This is a genomic window from Brevundimonas pondensis (assembly GCF_017487345.1).
In the GTDB taxonomy this organism is placed as follows: Bacteria; Pseudomonadota; Alphaproteobacteria; order Caulobacterales; family Caulobacteraceae; genus Brevundimonas; species Brevundimonas pondensis.
Genome location: NZ_CP062006.1, coordinates 1,138,730 through 1,156,977, shown reverse-complemented (window position 1 = coordinate 1,156,977; position 18,248 = coordinate 1,138,730). Strand labels below are relative to the sequence as shown.

The 18,248-nt window shown below is 66.8% G+C and carries 15 protein-coding genes and 2 tRNA genes; 6 read left to right on the top strand and 11 right to left on the bottom strand.

What is annotated here, in order from left to right; translation table 11 throughout:
• Positions 1-51: 51 nt before the first annotated feature.
• Both IFE19_RS05785 and IFE19_RS05780 read left to right on the top strand, forming a co-directional pair.
• On the top strand, positions 52-438 hold the full coding sequence (locus IFE19_RS05785; RefSeq protein ID WP_225910428.1) for a hypothetical protein: 387 nt from the start codon (positions 52-54) through the stop codon (positions 436-438).
• 66 nt (positions 439-504) lie between these two features.
• Complete coding sequence (locus tag IFE19_RS05780; RefSeq protein WP_207826308.1) at positions 505-1,260, top strand: Crp/Fnr family transcriptional regulator; 756 nt, start codon at positions 505-507, stop codon at positions 1,258-1,260.
• A 93-nt stretch (positions 1,261-1,353) separates the two neighbouring features.
• Here the strand turns inward: IFE19_RS05780 and IFE19_RS05775 are convergent, their stop codons facing one another.
• The 4 genes from IFE19_RS05775 to IFE19_RS05760 all read right to left on the bottom strand — a co-directional run bounded on the left by IFE19_RS05775 (position 1,354) and on the right by IFE19_RS05760 (position 5,073).
• A complete protein-coding gene (locus tag IFE19_RS05775; RefSeq protein ID WP_207826306.1) occupies positions 1,354-2,022 on the bottom strand; it encodes an OmpW/AlkL family protein in 669 nt (222 codons plus the stop codon).
• A 169-nt stretch (positions 2,023-2,191) separates the two neighbouring features.
• Complete coding sequence (gene cydX / locus IFE19_RS05770) at positions 2,192-2,311, bottom strand: cytochrome bd-I oxidase subunit CydX (protein ID WP_105563602.1); 120 nt, start codon at positions 2,309-2,311, stop codon at positions 2,192-2,194.
• Between the two features lie 22 nt (positions 2,312-2,333).
• On the bottom strand, positions 2,334-3,482 hold the full coding sequence (cydB, locus tag IFE19_RS05765) for a cytochrome d ubiquinol oxidase subunit II (RefSeq protein ID WP_207826305.1): 1,149 nt from the start codon (positions 3,480-3,482) through the stop codon (positions 2,334-2,336).
• Positions 3,483-3,507: 25 nt separating this feature from the next.
• Positions 3,508-5,073 (bottom strand): cytochrome ubiquinol oxidase subunit I, encoded by a 1,566-nt coding sequence (locus IFE19_RS05760; protein WP_207827437.1) that lies wholly within the window; start codon positions 5,071-5,073, stop codon positions 3,508-3,510.
• A gap of 217 nt (positions 5,074-5,290) precedes the next feature.
• On the opposite strand from IFE19_RS05760, the gene cydD reads away from it, so the two are divergent.
• Both cydD and IFE19_RS05750 read left to right on the top strand, forming a co-directional pair.
• Positions 5,291-6,907 carry a thiol reductant ABC exporter subunit CydD gene (gene cydD, locus IFE19_RS05755; RefSeq protein WP_207826304.1) on the top strand — a complete coding sequence of 539 codons (1,617 nt, stop codon included), beginning with the start codon at positions 5,291-5,293 and terminating at the stop codon, positions 6,905-6,907.
• On the top strand, positions 6,904-8,565 hold the full coding sequence (locus IFE19_RS05750; protein ID WP_225910427.1) for an amino acid ABC transporter ATP-binding/permease protein: 1,662 nt from the start codon (positions 6,904-6,906) through the stop codon (positions 8,563-8,565). Before cydD ends, IFE19_RS05750 begins: the two co-directional genes overlap by 4 nt.
• Before the next feature lie 280 nt (positions 8,566-8,845).
• On the opposite strand, the gene IFE19_RS05745 is transcribed toward IFE19_RS05750, so the two are convergent.
• The 5 genes from IFE19_RS05745 to IFE19_RS05725 form a co-directional block, all read right to left on the bottom strand.
• The gene (locus tag IFE19_RS05745; protein ID WP_207826303.1) at positions 8,846-10,168 is read right to left on the bottom strand and encodes a hemolysin family protein; all 1,323 of its coding nucleotides are present in this window, start codon (positions 10,166-10,168) and stop codon (positions 8,846-8,848) included.
• Positions 10,169-10,466: 298 nt separating this feature from the next.
• Positions 10,467-12,038 carry a PAS domain-containing hybrid sensor histidine kinase/response regulator gene (locus tag IFE19_RS05740; RefSeq protein WP_207826302.1) on the bottom strand — a complete coding sequence of 524 codons (1,572 nt, stop codon included), beginning with the start codon at positions 12,036-12,038 and terminating at the stop codon, positions 10,467-10,469.
• A gap of 241 nt (positions 12,039-12,279) precedes the next feature.
• Positions 12,280-13,470, bottom strand: coding sequence for an elongation factor Tu (gene tuf, locus IFE19_RS05735; protein ID WP_207826301.1), 1,191 nt, complete (start codon positions 13,468-13,470; stop codon positions 12,280-12,282).
• Positions 13,471-13,531: 61 nt separating this feature from the next.
• Positions 13,532-13,605, bottom strand: a tRNA-Gly gene (locus IFE19_RS05730).
• Between the two features lie 94 nt (positions 13,606-13,699).
• A tRNA-Tyr gene (locus IFE19_RS05725) sits at positions 13,700-13,783 on the bottom strand.
• 147 nt (positions 13,784-13,930) lie between these two features.
• On the opposite strand from IFE19_RS05725, the gene rlmB reads away from it, so the two are divergent.
• Both rlmB and IFE19_RS05715 read left to right on the top strand, forming a co-directional pair.
• A complete protein-coding gene (gene rlmB, locus IFE19_RS05720) occupies positions 13,931-14,806 on the top strand; it encodes a 23S rRNA (guanosine(2251)-2'-O)-methyltransferase RlmB (protein WP_207826300.1) in 876 nt (291 codons plus the stop codon).
• A 94-nt stretch (positions 14,807-14,900) separates the two neighbouring features.
• Positions 14,901-15,749, top strand: a complete 849-nt coding sequence (locus IFE19_RS05715; RefSeq protein ID WP_207826299.1) for a TerC family protein — start codon at positions 14,901-14,903, stop codon at positions 15,747-15,749.
• 52 nt (positions 15,750-15,801) lie between these two features.
• Here IFE19_RS05715 and IFE19_RS05710 read toward each other — a convergent pair whose 3' ends face one another.
• Both IFE19_RS05710 and metG read right to left on the bottom strand, forming a co-directional pair.
• Positions 15,802-16,515, bottom strand: a complete 714-nt coding sequence (locus IFE19_RS05710; RefSeq protein ID WP_225910426.1) for a 2OG-Fe(II) oxygenase — start codon at positions 16,513-16,515, stop codon at positions 15,802-15,804.
• A complete protein-coding gene (gene metG / locus IFE19_RS05705; protein WP_207826295.1) occupies positions 16,512-18,218 on the bottom strand; it encodes a methionine--tRNA ligase in 1,707 nt (568 codons plus the stop codon). The genes IFE19_RS05710 and metG overlap by 4 nt, the downstream gene beginning before the upstream one ends.
• Positions 18,219-18,248: the final 30 nt, after the last annotated feature.

Here is an 18,248-nt window from a genome sequence, read left to right as displayed (position 1 = left end):
CACCTTGACACAGATCAAGGCGGCCTGGTCCCCGGCGCGTGAAATGGCCGCATGATCCAGTCCCGCCTCATGCCAGACGCGCCGCGCCTGGATGTCGTTCCCTTGACCGAGGCGGAGGCCCCGGCCGAGTTCGCCCTGGCCCGGATGTGGCGGCCCGATCTGGGCGCCGACCAGTGGCGAACCTTTCTGCACGACTGGCGCGCCGCCCCGGACAGTCGCGGCATCCTGAGCGCCCGCAGCCAGCGCGGCGGGGTGCTGGGCTTTGTCAGCTGGTGGCGGCAGCCGGATCTGGAGTTCGGCGAGACCCTGTGGGCCGGGCCCTTCGTGGTGCGCGAGATGGGCGTGCGGCCCCTGGTGCGGCAAAGCCTGGCGGTCGAGCTAACCGCCCTGGCGCATCGGTTGGGCGCAAAGCTGCGATACGCCGAAGACGTCGCCTAGGACAGCCTGCCCACTTCGAAAGCGATCCGCGTTCAGCTAGGCTGCAGCGCAATGCTGGAGCCCGCCATGACCGTCCGTAACGCCGCCCTGGCCGAGACCGCCGCCGCGCCTGCCGACGTTCGTCTCGAAGACGTCCACCCCTGCTCGACCTGCGGGGCGCGTCCTCTGGGCGTCTGCGCCGACCTGAAGGGTCACGAGTTGCAGAACATGGCCTGCGCCAGCGAGACGATCACCACCCAGCCGGGTCAGGCCCTGTTCCATGAGGGCGATCCCAACCCCTTCGTCTTCAACGTCGTGGATGGGGCGGTGAAGCTGTATCGCCTGCTGCCCGACGGCCGGCGTCAGATCACCGGCTTCCTGTTCCAGGGCGATTTTCTAGGGTTGGGCGGACGCGGCCCGTCCAGCTTCACCGCCGAGGCCCTGACTCCCTTGAGCGCCTGCCGTTTCCGGCGCGGCGACTTCGATCAGTTGCTGAACGCCCTGCCCGCGCTGGAGCACCGCCTGGTGGCCATGGCGGGTGACGAGCTGATGGCGGCGCAGGAACAGATTGTGCTGCTGGGCCGCAAGACGGCGCGTGAACGGATCGCCAGCTTCCTGACCCGTCTATCGGCGCGGCAGGTGCAACTGGGCGGCACAGAGGGCCGGGTCCATTTGCCAATGACCCGCCTGGACATCGCCGACTATCTGGGCCTGACGATCGAGACGGTCAGTCGGGTCTTCACCCAGTTCAAGACCTCGGGCCTGATCCAGTTGCTGCCGAACAATGAGGTGGCCCTGCCCGATCCCGAGGCGTTGAAGGCCCTGGGCGAAGGCGCGGCCTGATCCTAAAGAATGATCGACGGCGCGGGCTGACTTGGCGAGCGTAGGGGTGCGGGCTGACGACCCGCACCCCCGCCCCGCATCGACGCGGAAGTCCTAGAACTTCCGGCCGACGCCCACCGACACGACCCACGGATCAAGGCTGACGCTGCTCTTCAGCGCGCCGTTGTTGATCCTGGCGTCCGTGTCGAACCAGATCTTCTTGGCGTCGAGGTTCACGGTCCACGGCCCCGACAGGTTCCAATCGGCGCCGGCCTGCAGGGCCACGCCGAACCCATCATCCAGATCGACCTCGAAGCCGTTCTTATCCTTGCCGTCGAAGAAGGCCATGTAGCTGACGCCGGCCCCGACATAGGGGCTGATGGTCGCATTCGGCGTCGGACGGTATTGCAGCGTCACCACCGGCGGCAGGACCCAGGTCTCGTGCACCGCCACGTCGGTCGTCCCGCCCTTGGCCCGGACCTCGTGCTGGGTGGCGCCCAGGATGGCCTCCACCGCCCAGTGGTCGGCGACAAAATAGGTGAAGCCCAGGGTCGGCATCCAGTCGTCGCCCACATTGACCTTCAGGCCGCTATCGGCGCCTGCGGCGGTGACGATGGCGTCGTCGGCCTGGGGCAGGACGCCGGTCATGCGGGCGGTGACGATCAGCGTACCCTTGCCAACGGGTTCAGGCGCGGCGTCCATACCCAAGGAATTTTGGGCCGAGGCGGCGCCCGCCAGGGTCAGGACGCTGGCGGCGGCCAGCAGGGCGGCAGTGGTCTTCATCGGTATCAATCCCCGACAATCGCCGGATCAGGGGAGGTCCGGCTTCGATGTCGAAAGCACCGTCCCACGCCCTCCCATGCACCGCCTTGATCCAGAGCAAGCCATAGAAAATACGCATGAAAAAGCCTCCCCGATCGAGGTCGAGGAGACTTTTCCATCGATCGAAGGATCAGGGCTCGGAACGGCCCTCATCCCCCTCGTCGTACAGATGGAACTCGTGCCAGAGGCCGTTCAGGACGCCGAAGGCCACCGCCAGGCCGAGGCCCAGGATCCAGGCGAAATACCACATGAGATGATCTCCTTTCGCGGGATCAGTAGAGGTCGGGGTTGGTCTTCAGCGCCGCCGTGCTCGAGCGGCCCCACAGCACCTTGTAGACCCAGGCGGTGTAGAACAGGACGAAGGGCAGGAAGACCGCGACCACAATCAGCATGATGAACAGGGTCGTATGGCTGGACGAGGCGTTCCAGACGGTCAGGCTGGACTGCGCATTGATCGAGCTGGGCAGGATGAAGGGGAACATCGACAGGCCGACCGTCGAGATGATCCCCACCGCCGAGGCCGAGGAGCCGCCAAAGGCCAGCGCCGCCGACTTGCGCCACATCCCCAACAGGCCGACAGCCGCGCCGAGGAAACCCAGGACCGGAGCGATCACCATCCACGGATAACGGCCGTAGTTGTCCAGCCAGGCGCCGGGCGCGGCCTCGACCGCCGTGCGAAGGGGGTTGGACACGCCGCCCGTATCGACCGCGCCTGTGATGCGGAAGCCCATGTCGCCAAAGGCCACCATGGCGCCGCCGACGGCGAACAGGACCAGGCTGGCCAGGCCGGCCGCCGTGCCGATGGCGCGGGCGCGTTTCAGCACCACGCCTTCCTCGCCCTTGACCGACAGCCAGGCCGCGCCGTGCAGGACCAGCATGGAGACGGACAACAGGCCGCAGACCAGGGTGAAGGGGGTGAACAGGCCCAGCAGGCTGCCTTCGTAGAAGCTGCGCAGGTCGCTATCCAGACGGAAGGGCGCGCCCATCAGGACGTTGCCGACCGCGACGCCGAAGACCAGGGCCGGGACGAAGCTGCCGACAAACAGGCCCCAGTCCCACATGGAGCGCCAGCGCGCCTCGGGCCGCTTGGAGCGGTACTTGAAGGACACGGGCCGCAGGATCAGGGCCGACAAGACCAAGAACATGGCCAGGTAGAAGCCCGAGAAGCTGACGGCGTAGACCTGCGGCCAGGCGGCGAAGATCGCTGCGCCGCCGACGATGAACCAGACCTGGTTGCCCTCCCAGGTCGCGCCGACGGTGTTGATCACCATGCGGCGTTCTTCGTCCGTCTTGGCGACGAAGGGCAGCAGGGCGCCGACGCCCATGTCGAAGCCGTCCGTCAGGGCGAAGCCGATCAGCAGCACGCCCAGCAGTCCCCACCAGATCAGGCGGAGCGTGGTGTAGTCGAGGGGAAGTTCCATCTCTCTTTTCCTTCAACGACCGGGGTCAGGCGACCGCCGGTTCGCCTTCCGTGCTGGCGTCGGCTTCGCGGGCTTCCTGTTCGGCGAACGGGCCCTTCTTGACGGTGCGCAGGATCAGGCTGACCTCCACCACGGCCAGGGCTCCGTAGAGCAGGGTGAAGCAGACGATGGTGGTCCACAGTTGCGGCACGCTGAGGCTCGAGGCGCCGAGGAAGGTCGGCAGGACGCCCTCCACGGCCCAGGGCTGACGACCCACCTCGGCCAGAAGCCAGCCGGACTCGATGGCGATCCACGGCAGGGGAATGGCCAGAACGGCCAGACGCAGGAACCACTTGGTCTCGTGCTTGCGCAGGGTGCACAGGACGAAGGCGGTGGCGAACAGGCCGATCATCAGGAAGCCGATCCCGGCCATGATGCGGAAGACCCAGAACATCAGCGGCACATTGGGCACCGTGTCCCAGGCGGCCTTCTTGATCTGCTCAGGCGTGGCCTGACGCGGATCGGCGACATAGCGTTTCAGCAGCAGGCCGTAGCCCAGGTCGCCGCGCGCGCTCTCGAACTGGGCGCGGGCGGCCATGTCGGTGTGGTCGGCCTTGACCTTCTCCAGGGCGTCATAGGCGACGACGCCGCGTTCGATGCGGTCCTCGGCCACGGCGACCAGCTCAAGGATGCCGATGACAGGCTTGTCGATGCTGCGCGTCGAGATCAGGCCCAGGACGTAGGGAATCTTGACCTCGAAATGGGTGTGGCGGTCCTCCAGGCTGGGCAGGCCGAAGGCGGTCAGGCCGGCGGGCGCCGGCTCGGTGCGCCACATGGCTTCCAGGGCGGCCAGCTTCATCTTCTGGTTGTCGGTCAGGGCATAGCCCGACTCATCGCCCAGGACGACGACCGACAGCGACGACAGCAGGCCGAAGGCGGCGGCCACCGTCATCGACCGTTTGGCGAAGCCGACGTGCTTGCCCTTCAGCAGATAGAAGGCCGAGATGCCCAGCACGACCACGGCGGCGCAGACATAGCCCGCCGACACGGTGTGGACGAACTTGGCCTGGGCCACCGGGTTGAAGATCACCGCCATGAAGTCGGTGACTTCCATACGCATGGTGTCGGGGTTGAAGGCGGCGCCGACCGGGTTCTGCATCCAGCCGTTGGCGGCCAGGATCCACAGGGCCGACAGGTTGGTGCCGAGCGCGACCAGGAAGGTGACGAACAGGTGGGCGTGCGGCTTCAGCTTGTCCCAGCCGAAGAACATCAGGCCGACGAAGGTCGCCTCCATGAAGAAGGCCATCAGGCCCTCGATCGCCAGGGGCGCCCCGAAGATGTCCCCGACATAGTGGGAATAGTAGGACCAGTTCATGCCGAACTGGAATTCCATGGTCAGGCCCGTGGCCACGCCCAGAACGAAGTTGATGCCGAACAGCGTGCCCCAGAAGCGGGTGATGGTCCGCCAGATGGGCCGCCGCGTCATCACATAGATGCTCTCCATGATGACCAGCATGAAGGAGAGGCCCAATGTGAGGGGCACGAACAGAAAGTGGTATAGCGCCGTCAGTGCGAACTGAAGGCGTGACAGGTCTACGACCGCCAGGTCGATCATGGGCTCAGGCTCCTGACCGCCAGCCCCCATCGACCGGCGTTCTACTATAACCTAAGGCAACGCTCCTTGGCGCGCCTTGATCCTGATCAAAGCCCGTCAGGCGGACTCGCTCTAGACGGCGTTTCGCCCAAGGCTGTTTCGTCACAAGGACGATTCACCCAATGCGCCTTCGCGCTGGTCTATGTCTGGTCACGCGGATGGAGCAGGAAACACGATGACGGCCCAGCCGATCGAAGCAGACGCCGCCCCGGCCAAATGGCTGAAGACAGCCCTGTCGCCGCGCAAGCGGATCATGGCCCTGGCCAGCGGACTGGTGATCGCCGATGCGATTCCCGCCGTGGGGCTTGCGGCGGGCCTGGGTCTGGCGGTCGGCGCCCTGCCGCAGGGGTTCAGCCATGCCCTGCCCGGCGCCGCCCTGGCGGTCGCCTCCCTGCTGGCGCGCGGCGCCCTGACCCAGATCGCAAGCGTGACAGCCGCCCGCGCCGCCCGCGCCGTCAAGGGCGACCTGAGACGTCAGGCCCTGAACGGCGCATTCTCAGGCCGTCTATCCGACGCTGAGACCATGACCGCGACCGTCGAGGGGGTCGAGGCGATAGACGGTCATGTCTCGCGCTTCGGGCCGGCCCGCACGGCGGCGGTCGTGACGCCCCTGCTGCTGATCGCCGTCGCCGCCGTGGTCAGCCCCTTCACCGCCGGCATCTTCCTGTTCACCCTCGCGCCCTTTGTCGTTGGCATGGCCCTGACCGGCATGGCGGCGGGGGCCGAGAGCCGGCGTCAGTTTCAAGCACTGGAACGGCTGTCCGGCCTCTTCCTCGACCGCGTCCGCGCCCTGCCCGCCATTCTCGCCTTCCAGGCCGAGACGCAGCAGACGGCGGTGATCGCCCGCGCCTCGAACGACCTGGCCCGCCGCACGGGCAAGGTGCTGAAGATCGCCTTCCTGTCCTCCGCGATTCTGGAGTTCTTCTCGGCCCTGGCCGTGGCCCTGGTCGCCGTCTACTGCGGTTTCAACCTGCTGAAGCTGCTGCCCTTCCCGGCCCCCGAGCAACTGAGCCTGACCCGCGCCGTCTTCCTGTTGGCCCTGGCGCCCGAGGTCTATGCGCCGATGCGCCGCCTGGCCGCCGCCTATCACGACCGGCAGGCCGCCGAAGCCGCCGTGCCCAGCCTGAAGAAGCTGACCGAGGACACAGCCCCCGTAGCGGTGCGCCCGTCGGTTCCCGCCAGCGCTCCGGCCGTCGCCTTCCGCGACGTGGCTATCGCCTATGAGGCGGGCGCGCCCGTCCTGACCGGCTTCAATCTGAATGTCGCGCCCGGCGCCACCGTGGCCCTGCTGGGCGCCAGCGGATCGGGCAAGAGCAGTCTGCTGCATCTCTTCCTCGGCCTGTCCCCCCTGAGCGACGGCGAGGTCGAGGTCGGCGACCTGCGCCTGTCCGATCATCCCGACCTGACCGGCTGGATCGCCTTCGCCGGTCAGGCGCCGGTCGTCGTGCCGGGAACCCTGGCCGAGAACATCGCCCTGGCCTGGCGCGCCGCGCCGTCGTCGCGCGTCATGCAGGCCGCCGCCCGCGCGGGTTTCACCGGCGACCTGAACCGCATCATCGACGAACGCGGCGGGGGCCTGTCGGGCGGCGAAAGGCGACGCCTAGGTCTGGCCCGTGCCTTCCTCAAGCCCGCGCCGATCCTGCTGCTGGACGAGCCGACGGCCAATCTGGACGCCGCGTCCGAGGCCGCCCTGCTGCCGATCATCCGCGTCGCTACTGAGGGCCGCACCACCCTGATCGCCACCCATTCCGAGGCCGTCGCCGAACTGGCCGACGTCGTGGTGCGACTGTGAGCCCCGTGACCGTTACGGGCGCGGCCCGCCTCAAGACCCTGATCCGAGCCCAGGAACGTCAGCAAGGCGCGCGCCTGCTGACCGCTGCCGTGACCGCCGCCCTGGTGTCGGCCGCCGCTGTCCTGCTGCTGGGCGTTTCCGGCTGGTTCATAACCGCCTCGGCCCTGGCCGGACTGGCGGGGCCGATCGTGGCCCACAGCTTCAACTTCATGGTGCCCAGCGCCCTGATCCGCTTCTTCGCCATCGTCCGCACAGGCTCGCGCTACGCCGAGCGCGTCACCGGCCATGACGCGGCGCTCAAGGCCCTTGCCGCCCTGCGCCCGCAACTGTTCGAAGCCATCGCTCGCGGCCCCGCGACCCGCGCCCTGGGTCTTGCGGGCGGCGAAGCCTCTTCACGGATGGTGCAGGACGTGGACGCCATCCAGAACCGCTTCGTGCGCCTGTCCGCGCCCTGGGCCGCCGCCGCCGGTCTGATCGCGGGCCTGGGGCTGGCCCTGCTGACGGGCTGGACGACGGCCCTGGCGATCGCCGCCGCCAGCGCCCTCGGCGTCCTGAGCGCGGCCCTGGTCGGTCGCTGGCTGGCCGAACCCGCCGGACACGCGATCCAGGCCGCATCGGGCGCTCTCAAGACGGATTTCGCCGCCTTCGCCGCCGCTGCGCCCGAGCTTCAGGCCTATGGCGTCAAGCCTTGGGCCGTGGATCGTCTGGCCGAACGCGGCGCGGAGCTGGAGCGCGCGACCGAGCGCCTGGCCTCGGCCGGCGGCTGGATCATGCTGACCCAGTCGGTCGCCATGGCTCTGGCTGTCGTCGGCGTCATGGCCACGGCCGGCGCCGCCTCTCCGCCCCTGATCGCCCTGGCCATCCTCGCCGCCGTCGTCACGGTCGAGAGCGCCGGCGCCCTGTTGACGGCCTTCCGTCACAACGGCGCGGTCGAGGCGGCGGTCGAGCGCCTGGGCGAACTGCTGGAAGCGCCGCCCGCCGCCTCAACCGCCGGCGGTGCGCCGATCCTCGGCCTGCCCTCCGCCGAACTGACACTGGCCCCGCCGCAACGTCTGGCGATCACCGGCCCCTCGGGCGCGGGCAAGACCACCCTGATCGAGCGCTGGATGCATCTGCGCGCGCCTCTGCCCGGCGAAGCGACGCTGGGCGGGGCCGACGCCGCCGAAGTCTCGTCTGACGCCGCCCGCGCCCTGTTCGCCTATGCCCCGCAACAGGCCGTGCTGCTAGCCGGAAGCGTGCGCGAGAACCTGAAGCTGGCCCTGCCGGGCGCCGACGACGAGGCCCTGTGGGCCGCGCTGGAAGACGCCGATCTGGCCGAGCGCGTCCGCGCCGCCCCCGCCGGGTTGAACGCCCCCCTCGGCGAGAACGGCGCGCGGCTGTCGGGCGGTGAGCGTCGTCGTCTGGGTCTGGCCCGCGCCTATCTGCGCCCCGCCCCCTGGCTGGTGCTGGACGAGCCGACCGAGGGTCTGGACGCCGTCACGGAGGCGCGGGTGCTGGAACGGCTGGCGGCGCGTCTGGCGCGCACCGGCCAGGGCCTGATCCTGGTCAGCCATCGCCCCGCCCCCCTGGCCCTGTGCGACCAGCGCCTGACGGTGACGGGCCTGTCGCCGTCCGGCGCGGTTCAGATGGCGCTGCGAAAGGCCCCGACGACGGTCTGATCCGTTCGCATGCCTTTGATCTCCATCAAGGCGAAGCTGTCCGCAAACGGCTTTGCTGGGATCAAAGGAGATACCTCATGCCCGCAGACGTCGTTCCCGTCATCGCCGCCATTGTTTCGGCCTTCCTGGTCTTCATGGCCGCCCTCGGATTCGCCTCGGTGTGGAGCAACATGGGCGACAAGACCAGGCACTGACGCCCCTGGACCATGCATGAAAAAAGCGCACGCCCGCTGACCGGACGTGCGCTTTTTGTTTGCGTGAGCCGTGGCTCGCCGCCCGATCAATCGATGTCGGTCGGCCCGCTGCCCTGTCCCGGAATGATCGCCCGGAACAGCAGCTTGTCGATCCGGCGATCATCCATGTCGATCACCTCGACCTCGAACCGCCCCAGTTGCAGGATCTCGCCCTCGTGGGGCAGACGCGACAGGTGGTGCAGCACCAGACCGGCGACGGTGTGGAAGCTCTCGTGCTCGCCGAAGTCTTCGCCCAGTTCGTCGCCCAGTTCGTCCAGATCAGCCTGACCGTCCACGGCCCAACTGCCGTCCTCGCGCTTGCGGATCGACAGGTCCTGCTCGTCGTGGCTCTCGTTGAAGTCGCCGGCGATCATTTCCAGCAGGTCGGTGGCCGTGACCACGCCTTCGAAGGCGCCGTATTCGTCGACGACGAAGGCCATATGGACCTTGGAGCCCTTCAGGATCTCCAGCGCCTTCAGCACCGAGGTCGACTGCGGGATGAAGGCGGGCTCGGCCACCAGCTTCTCGATGTCATAGGCGCCGTCGGTCAGCAGGGCGTCCAGCAGGTCCTTCTTGTGGACCACGCCAAGGGGATTATCGACGTCGCTCTCGCGCGCCACCACGATCCGCGAATAGGGGCAGGTGCGAATTTCCTCGCGCAGCACTTCCTCAGGATCATCCAGAGCGATCCAGAAGACCTCGTGACGCGGCGTCATGGCGACGCGCACGGCGCGGTCCCCCAGGCGAAGGATTTCCTCGATCATCACCTGCTCTTCGGGCTCGATCAGGCCGGCGGACGCGCCCTCGGCCAGGATGCTCTCGACCTCTTCTTGCGTGACATCAGAACCGTCACGGTCCTTGACGCCCATGATCTTGAGGATGCCCGAGGTCGAAGCCGTCAGCAGCAGGACAAAAGGCTTCATCACCAGGGCCATCGTCGAGATCGGCGCCGCCATCTTCGACGCGATCGTCTCGGGGAAGATCAGGGCCAGGCGCTTGGGCACAAGTTCGCCGACGATCAGCGAGACATAGGTGATCAGGACGACCACCAGAGCGGTCGAGGCGATCTCGGAATAGGGTGCAAAGGCCGGAAAGCTGGTCTCCAGAATGCGGTCCAGCTCGCCCGCGATGGTCGCCTGACCATAGGCGCCCGCCAGGATCCCGATCAGGGTGATGCCGACCTGCACCGCCGACAGGAACTGCGTCGGTTCTTCAGACAGCTTCAGGGCCGTCCTGGCGCCGCGATCCCCGCGTTCGGCACGACTTTGAAGCTTGGATTTACGCGATGAAACGACCGCAAGCTCGGTCATGGCGAACAGGCCGTTCAGCACCACAAGCAGCAGCACGACGGCGATAGCGATGGTCAACATCGAAAGGGGAGAAACCCGCGGCGCGGCGCGACAACCGGCGTCCGCGCGGCGACAATAAGGCCGATCGTCCCGCTACGCCAGCATTTGATTGCCTAGAAGGCGCGGCCCGCGCCGATCGAGCCATAGACGCCGGACGAAGCTCGGCCGTCAGGATCGGGCGCCGACGCGCAAGCGCTCATGCCAATGATGGTGCCGATGAACAAGCCCAACCTGATCGCGCGCCGCATTTATGGTTACCCGTTTCTTAACGTCGAGCAGCAACGTCAGGCACGGGCCATGGTTCCAACAGCGGATTCAATCAGGCGGCGATCTCAGCCCGGGACCCGAGCCCGGCCGCAGCCATGCCGTGGCGCAGGCCCTCCAGCAGGATTTCCAGCGTCACCGGTTTGGCGACCAAGGCATCAGCCCCCGCCCTCATGGCCCGCTCATGATGCGCGTCCGTCGTGTTGGCCGTCAGCATGACAATGGGAGTGCGCCGCAGCTCATGTCGGGCCTCGTGCGCACGAATCTCGGCGATGGCGCTCAGTCCATCCATGACCGGCATCTGCATATCCATCAGGATCATGTCGAAGTCGCCGCTCAGAAAGCCGTTCACGCCTTCGCGCCCGTTGTCCGCCGTCACGATATCGAAGCCCAGAGGCCCCAGCAGGCAGCGAACCACCATCTGGTTGGCGGCGTTATCCTCCACCAGCAGAATTTGCTGCGCCCGGGCCGCCAATCCGTCGCTCTCGCCGCCTGTACGGTCCAGCGGCTGCTGCAGCCGTTCAATCGGCAGGACAACCGTGAACAGACTGCCTTTGCCTGGTGTGGATTCGGCGGTGATCTCGCCCCCCATCAGTTCAGCCAGGGAACGACAGATCGACAGACCCAGTCCCGTACCGCCGAACTCCCGCGATATGGTGTCGTCGGCTTGCACGAAGGGATGGAACAGGCGCGCCGCCGTTTCGGGATCAAAGCCGATCCCTGTGTCCTGCACTTCGATCATCAAGCGCTCGCCGGCGCTACCGGAATACAGATCGACGCGAACCTCAACCCGCCCCGCCGGGGTGAACTTGACCGCATTGGACACCAGATTGGACACGATCTGGGTGACACGGACACCATCCCCCATCACCAGCCCATCCGCCGCATCCGAAAAGACCACGGACAGCGCCACGTCACCCTGCTCGGCCGTAGCCGCTCGCATGTCCACGACCGCTGCGATCTCTTCACGCAAATCGAAAGGCGCGGGGGCGAGGCGGAACTGCCCCGCCTGCATCTTCGACAGGTCCAGCATGTCGTCCAGCACTCGACGCAGGGAATCACCCGCACCGGTGATCAGGGCCAGCATCTGCGCCTGACGTTCCGTCAGCGCCGTGTGCGCCAGGGCCGAAGCCAGGCCAAGGACGGCGTTCAACGGCGTGCGGACCTCATGGCTGATGTTTGCGAAGAAACGGTCTCGCACCTGGGCGGCGCGGCGCGCCTCGTCCTGGGCGACCTCCAGGGCCTTTAACGCCCGGACGTGATCGGAAACATCGAAGCGGATGGCCGTGTAGGTCTCGGGTCGGCCATCCGCCCCGAGGTTGGGCACGATGGTGGTGTCGACCCAATAGAGCTCGCCGTTCTTCTTGCGATTCTGGATCGTGCCGCGCCACACCGCGCCGCTGGCGATGGTGCGATACAGGGCCTGGAAGAATTCACGCGGGTGATGGCCGGAATTGACCAGCCGGTGATTCCGCCCGACCAACTCCTCACGACTGTAGCCGCTGACCTCTGCGAACTTCTGATTGCAGTACAGGATCTGGCCGGCGCGATCCGTAATCGCCACAATCGCCGCTTCATCCAACGCGCCGGACAGGCCTGCTCGTCGCGGCCAGTCGATGTCAGTCATGAACTTCCCTTTCCAATAGGAAGTCATGCGACGATCCCGTCGTCGGGTCGTTAATATCCCTGATATTCAGCCGCTTATAGCAAATTCCAAGGCTGTTTTGATTCAGGTCAATTGCCGAACACACCCAGGCCGCCCGCTGCAAGGGCGGAGGTTTTGTCCGGACGGCAAAACGGCCCCCCGGAGATCCGGAGGGCCGCTCTGTTACGCTTACTGTTCGGGTCCGGGGACCCGGATCGATCGATTACTCGACGATCTTGGCCACGACGCCGGCGCCGACGGTGCGGCCGCCTTCACGGATGGCGAAGCGCAGCTTCTCTTCCATCGCGATCGGCGTGATCAGTTCGACGTTCAGCTCGGCGTTGTCGCCCGGCATGATCATCTCGACGCCTTCCTTCAGGTGCACGATGCCGGTCACGTCGGTCGTGCGGAAGTAGAACTGCGGACGATAGTTCGTGAAGAACGGCGTGTGACGGCCGCCCTCTTCCTTCGTCAGGATGTAGGCTTCGGCCACGAACTTGGTGTGCGGCGTGATCGAACCCGGCTTGCACAGCACCTGGCCGCGCTCGACGTCTTCACGCTTGGTGCCGCGCAGCAGCACGCCCACGTTGTCGCCAGCCTGGCCCTGGTCCAGCAGCTTGCGGAACATTTCGACGCCCGTGCAGGTCGTCTTCTGAACCGGACGGATGCCGACGATTTCGACTTCCTCACCGACCTTGACGATGCCGCGCTCGACGCGACCCGTCACCACGGTGCCGCGGCCCGAGATCGAGAAGACGTCTTCCACCGGCATCAGGAACGGCAGGTCGATCGGGCGTTCCGGCTGCGGAATGTAGGCGTCGACCGCCTCCATCAGCTTCAGGATGGCTTCTTCGCCGATGGCGGCGTCGCGGCCTTCGACGGCGGCCAGGGCCGAACCCTTCACGACCGGGATGTCGTCGCCCGGGAACTGGTAGGACGACAGAAGCTCACGAACTTCCATCTCGACCAGCTCGAGCAGCTCTTCGTCGTCGACCATGTCCACCTTGTTCAGGAAGACCACCAGGGCCGGAACGCCGACCTGACGCGACAGCAGGATGTGCTCGCGCGTCTGCGGCATCGGGCCGTCAGCGGCCGAGCACACCAGGATCGCGCCGTCCATCTGCGCCGCGCCCGTGATCATGTTCTTCACGTAGTCGGCGTGGCCGGGGCAGTCGACGTGCGCGTAGTGACGGTTGGCCGTCTCATATTCCACGTGCGCCGTGTTGATCGTGATGCCGCGGGCCTTTTCTTCCGGCGCGGCGTCGATGTCGGCGTAGTTCATCGCCTTCGCGCCACCGGCCTTCGCCAGCGTCATCGTGATCGCCGCCGTCAGCGTCGTCTTGCCGTGGTCAACGTGACCAATCGTGCCGATGTTGCAGTGCGGCTTAGTGCGTTCGAACTTTTCCTTGGCCATGGCCAAACTCCTGTGGCCCGGGTCCAAAGCGGAGGGGCGCTTCTGCTCAGTTCAAAAAACCTGGAGCGGGTAGACGGGATCGAACCGACATCCTCAGCTTGGAAGGCTGCTGCACTACCATTGTGCTATACCCGCGCGAAGAATGCGTTGCCCCAACCCCGCAAGAGGTTGGCGTTTCCGCACTCGATTCCTTTTCTGGGTTTCCGTCCTCTCGGCCTCGAAACGCGCGTGGTGGGGGAAGAAGGACTCGAACCTTCGAAGCTTTCGCAGCGGATTTACAGTCCGCCCCCTTTGCCACTCGGGACATTCCCCCAGCGCGCGTTTTCAAAACCGGTCTGGATACGCAACTTAGCGATCTTTCGATCATTTTCGTCGCGAAAGCCTTCGTGTCCGGCGACGCCTGCAGTAGAGGAAGCGCCTGACCCGAAGCCCTGGGGCCCAAATCGGAGGCCGTCTTATAGTGTCGTCATTTCCAGAACGCAACGACCGGAAAACCGGTAAAAAACAATCTTTCCACAAGCGAGGCGAAAGCCGGCCCGAGAAGGGTCGGTCGCCTGCGCCGATTAGCCGTTCCGGGGGCGATTCCGCCCCCCGATCGCCGCGAAACAAGGCTGATGCGGATAATTTTATCTGGGGTCGCCATCCTGTTCTGGCCGCTCTGGCCAATCCGGCTCGTCGCGGCATGGGCCGTTTGATGGTCACAGAGGACCGCGCCGCTGAAATCGAACGGGAAAATCTGGCGAACGGCCACCGAATCGAGGTGATCGATTCGACCGCTCTCGCCCGACTTCTGCCCGCCGGCGCCGTTCACCAGGGCATGGTCTTCAAGGTTCAACCCCTGGAAGGCGTCTCGCTGGAAGACCTCGCCGAGGACGCTCGAGGCGTCATCGTCATGCTGGATCAGTTGACCGACACCCAGAACGTCGGCGCCATCTTCCGTTCCGCCCTGGCCTTCGGGGCCAGGGGCATCGTGGTGCAGGACCGGCATTCGCCTGCCCTGGCCGGCGCCCTGGCCAAGGCGGCCGTGGGCGCGACCGAACGCCTGCCCTGCGCCCGCGTCACCAACCTGAGCCGCGCTTTGGAAAAGCTGGCCGACATGGGCTGGCGCGCCGTGGCCCTGGACGGGGCCGCAGAGCTGACGCTGGAAGAGGCCCTCGATTCGCGCCCGACCGTCCTGGTCATGGGGTCCGAAGGCGACGGCGTGCGTCGTCTGGTGGCCGAGCATTGCGACGTCCTGGCCAAGATCCCCATGCCCGGCGGCTTCGAGAGCCTGAACGTCTCCAATGCGGCGGCCATCGCCCTCTATGAAGCCGCGCGCGCGCAGCGCTCAGCCTGATAAGCCGCCCTCCCGCCGGCCAAAGGTCGGCGGGAGCGTGACTTTGCCGCAGCGGCGTCTTGGCGCAGCCCGGCCCCGGGCCTAAGAAACCCGGATGGAATTCCTTTCAGACCCCCATCTGCTCAGTCAGGCCTCCGCCCTTGGCAAGGTCCTGATGATCGACCTCGTCCTGGCTGGCGATAACGCCGTAGCCGTCGGCCTGGCCGCCGCCGCCCTGCCCCAGGAACAACGCCGAAAGGCCATCCTGATCGGTCTGGCCGCCGCCGTCGTCATGCGCATCGGCCTGGCCCTGATCACCGTGCAACTGCTGGCCATCGTCGGCCTGCTGCTGGCGGGCGGCTTCCTGCTGCTCTGGGTGTGCTGGAAGATGTGGCGCGAACTGCGCGAACAGGCCACCCACGACCAGGCTGAGGCGGAGGCCGAGATCGAGCGGGCCATGGCCATCGAACACGGCGGCGGACCGTCGCCCGAGGAACTGGGTCTGAAGCGCAAGACCTTCGGCGCCGCCCTGATCCAGATCATGATCGCCGACCTGACCATGAGCCTGGACAATGTGCTGGCCGTCGCCGGCGCCAGCCATGACCACCCCTGGATCATGGTCTTCGGCCTGATCCTGTCGATCGCCCTGATGGGCCTGGCCGCCAGCTTCATTGCCAAGCTGCTGAACCGCTATCGCTGGATCGCCTATGTGGGTCTGGTCATCGTCCTCTATGTCGCCTTGCACATGATCTGGGACGGCGGCCGCTCCGTGATCGTCCGCACCGGCCATGCCGATCAGTTCAACGCCTCGGCCCCCGCCTTCCTCGACATCGGCGCGGAAGAACAGGCCAAGCATATGAAACACGCCAGTGCGGGCAGCAAGGACGCCACCCCGGCCGCCCTTCCCGGCGGCAGAGAACAACGAACGCCGCCGCCGGAACCGACCGCAGCAGCCGCCCCTTAGCCAGACCACAAAAGGCCCGGATTACTCCGGGCCTTTCTTGTATCCAGCCGGTTCAACGTCCGCGTAGCCAGCCCGTGATGGACAAACGGTGCGCGCCCGCCGATAGCGCCACCTGGGTGACGGAATGGGGCGCCGGCACGCGCAGGAGGCTCAGCGCGTTGAAGCGCGGGGTGAAGGCCTCGGCCACGTTGCCGTCCTCTCCATGGAAGGCCAGCAATCCGCCCCAGTCGATCCGCCAACCGGGGGTAAGCCCCAGGACATAGGCGAAGTAGCGCTGCTTGCCGTCCGCGCTGTCGTCATGCTGGTTCAGGAAATGGGCGGGCCGGAAGCGCGTCAGCTGGGCGTCGGCCATGGCGATGCGGGGTTCCCCCGTCAGGTCGCGCATCAGGCCCAGGAAGGCCTCGCCGTTCAGGAAGGCGACCAACTCGGACCAGACCGCCTCGGCCTGGCCCGCCTGATCCAGGTCATAGATCGGGTGGTTGTCGTAGAGATACTGAAACCCGTCCGTGGCCGAGGCCTGGACCCGTTCGCCCAGGGCCTGCTTCTGCGTCGGCTCCAGACTGGCCAGCCAGGCGGCGGGCAGATCGACATGGCCGTCGCCCCTGCGCGTCACCGTGTTGAACGGGGCGTCAGCGGCGCTGGCGGCCAGATGGTCCGCATAGGCGCCGCTCAGCAGATCGACGACCTGCGCCCGCCCGGTCGCCGCCAGCCGATCGCGGATCGACTGGCGCTGCGGGTCCGACAGGGGCGCGAGTTCAGGCGTCACTCGGCGCCGCCGAAGCGTTCGGTCCATTCCGCGACCTGGGCGTCCTCGATCTTGGCGAACAGGACGGCGGGGGCGGCGACCGTCTGGCCGGCGGGAACCAGGGTCAGCAGATCGGCGTCGGCGTTCGGCCACGACAGGTCGGTCGCGCCGACCGTGGCGCCGATGCGCTCGGCGCTGCCGGGCATGAAGGGCACGGTGATGCGGGCGAACAGGGCGACCAGCGACAGGCCGGTGCGCACCACCACGGCGGCGCGGTCACGGTCGGTCTTCAGCGCCGTCCAGGGGGCGGCTTCCTGAAGGTACTCATTGCCCAGAACCCAGAGGGCGCGCGCGGCCTGGGCCGCCTTGCGGAACTCCATGGCCTCGAACTCGGCGGTCAGGGTTTCCAGACCGGCCTTGATGTCGGCGGCCAGCTTGATCTCCAGCGGACCGGCCTCGCCGCCCTCGGGCACGACGCCGTCGAACTTGGATTCCGTGAACTTGACGATGCGGTTGACGAAGTTACCCAGCACGTCGGCCAGGTCCTTGTTCGTCGTCGCCTGGAACTGCTCCCAGGTGAAGGCGGCGTCGGAATGTTCCGGGCCATAGGCCGTCAGGTGCCAGCGCCAGTAGTCGGCGGGCAGCAGTTCCAGCGCCTGATCCATGAAGACGCCCCGGCCCATGCTGGTCGAGAACTTGCCGCCGTACCAGTTCAGCCAATTGAAGGCCTTCAGCTGGTCGACCGTCTTCCACGGCTCGCCCGAGCCCAGGATGGTGGCGGGGAAGCTGACGGTGTGGAAGGCCACGTTGTCCTTGCCCATGAACTGGACGTAGCGCACGTCGTCCGCGCCCTCGTCCAGACGCCACCACGAGCGCCAGTTTCCTCCGGACTGTTCGGCCCATTCCTCGGTCGCGCCGATGTATTCGATGGGGGCGTCGAACCAGACGTAGAAGACCTTGCCCTCCATGCCCGGACGCGGGCCGCCGTCGGGACCGACGACCGGCACGCCCCACTTCAGGTCGCGGGTGATACCGCGGTCGATCAGGCCCTCGTCCAGATGCTTGTAGGCGATGGAACGGGCCAGCGGCTGCCAGCCTTCCGAGCGGGCATCGACCCAGGCGCGCACATCGTCGGCCACCTTGGTCTGCAGCAGATAGAGGTGGCGCGTGTCGCGGACCTCAAGATTGCGGCTGCCCGAGACCGAGGAATAGGGATTGATCAGATCCATCGGGTCCAGCAGGCGGCCGCAGTTGTCGCACTGGTCGCCCCGCGCCTTGGGATAGGCGCAGTGGGGGCAGGTCCCTTCGACATAGCGGTCGGGCAGGAAGCGGGCGTCGTCGATCGAATAGATCATCCGGTCGACGCGCTCCTCGATCAGGCCGCGCTCCTCCAGCACCTTGGCGAAGTGCTGGGTCAGGCGGGTGTTCGGAGCGTTGGAGCTGCGGCCGAAGACGTCGAACGACAGGTTGAAGGCCGCGCCGGCCTTCTTCTGAACCTGATGCTGCTCGTCGCAATAGGTGCGAACGTCCTGCCCTGCGGCGGCGGCGGCCAGCTCAGCCGGGGTGCCGTGCTCGTCGGTGGCGCAGACATAGAGGACGTCGTGGCCGCGCCCGCGCATGAACCGCGCCCAGACATCGGCGGGCAACATGGACCCGGCCAGATTCCCAAGGTGCTTGATGCCGTTGATGTAGGGCAGCGCCGAGGTGATGAGGATGCGGGCCATGGTCGTCCAGTCTGCGGGAGGAAGCAGACG

Coding starts and splice junctions, on each gene's coding strand:
- IFE19_RS05740 (WP_207826302.1), bottom strand. CDS start 12,038: ATGACTGACATCGACTGGCCGCGACGAGCAGGCCTGTCCGGCGCGTTG.
- IFE19_RS05780 (WP_207826308.1), top strand. CDS start 505: ATGACCGTCCGTAACGCCGCCCTGGCCGAGACCGCCGCCGCGCCTGCC.
- IFE19_RS05715 (WP_207826299.1), top strand. CDS start 14,901: ATGGAATTCCTTTCAGACCCCCATCTGCTCAGTCAGGCCTCCGCCCTT.
- cydD (WP_207826304.1), top strand. CDS start 5,291: ATGACGGCCCAGCCGATCGAAGCAGACGCCGCCCCGGCCAAATGGCTG.
- metG (WP_207826295.1), bottom strand. CDS start 18,218: ATGGCCCGCATCCTCATCACCTCGGCGCTGCCCTACATCAACGGCATC.
- IFE19_RS05745 (WP_207826303.1), bottom strand. CDS start 10,168: ATGTTGACCATCGCTATCGCCGTCGTGCTGCTGCTTGTGGTGCTGAAC.
- IFE19_RS05775 (WP_207826306.1), bottom strand. CDS start 2,022: ATGAAGACCACTGCCGCCCTGCTGGCCGCCGCCAGCGTCCTGACCCTG.
- cydB (WP_207826305.1), bottom strand. CDS start 3,482: ATGGAACTTCCCCTCGACTACACCACGCTCCGCCTGATCTGGTGGGGA.
- cydX (WP_105563602.1), bottom strand. CDS start 2,311: ATGTGGTATTTCGCCTGGATCCTGGGCCTCGGCCTGGCGGTGGCCTTC.
- tuf (WP_207826301.1), bottom strand. CDS start 13,470: ATGGCCAAGGAAAAGTTCGAACGCACTAAGCCGCACTGCAACATCGGC.
- IFE19_RS05785 (WP_225910428.1), top strand. CDS start 52: ATGATCCAGTCCCGCCTCATGCCAGACGCGCCGCGCCTGGATGTCGTT.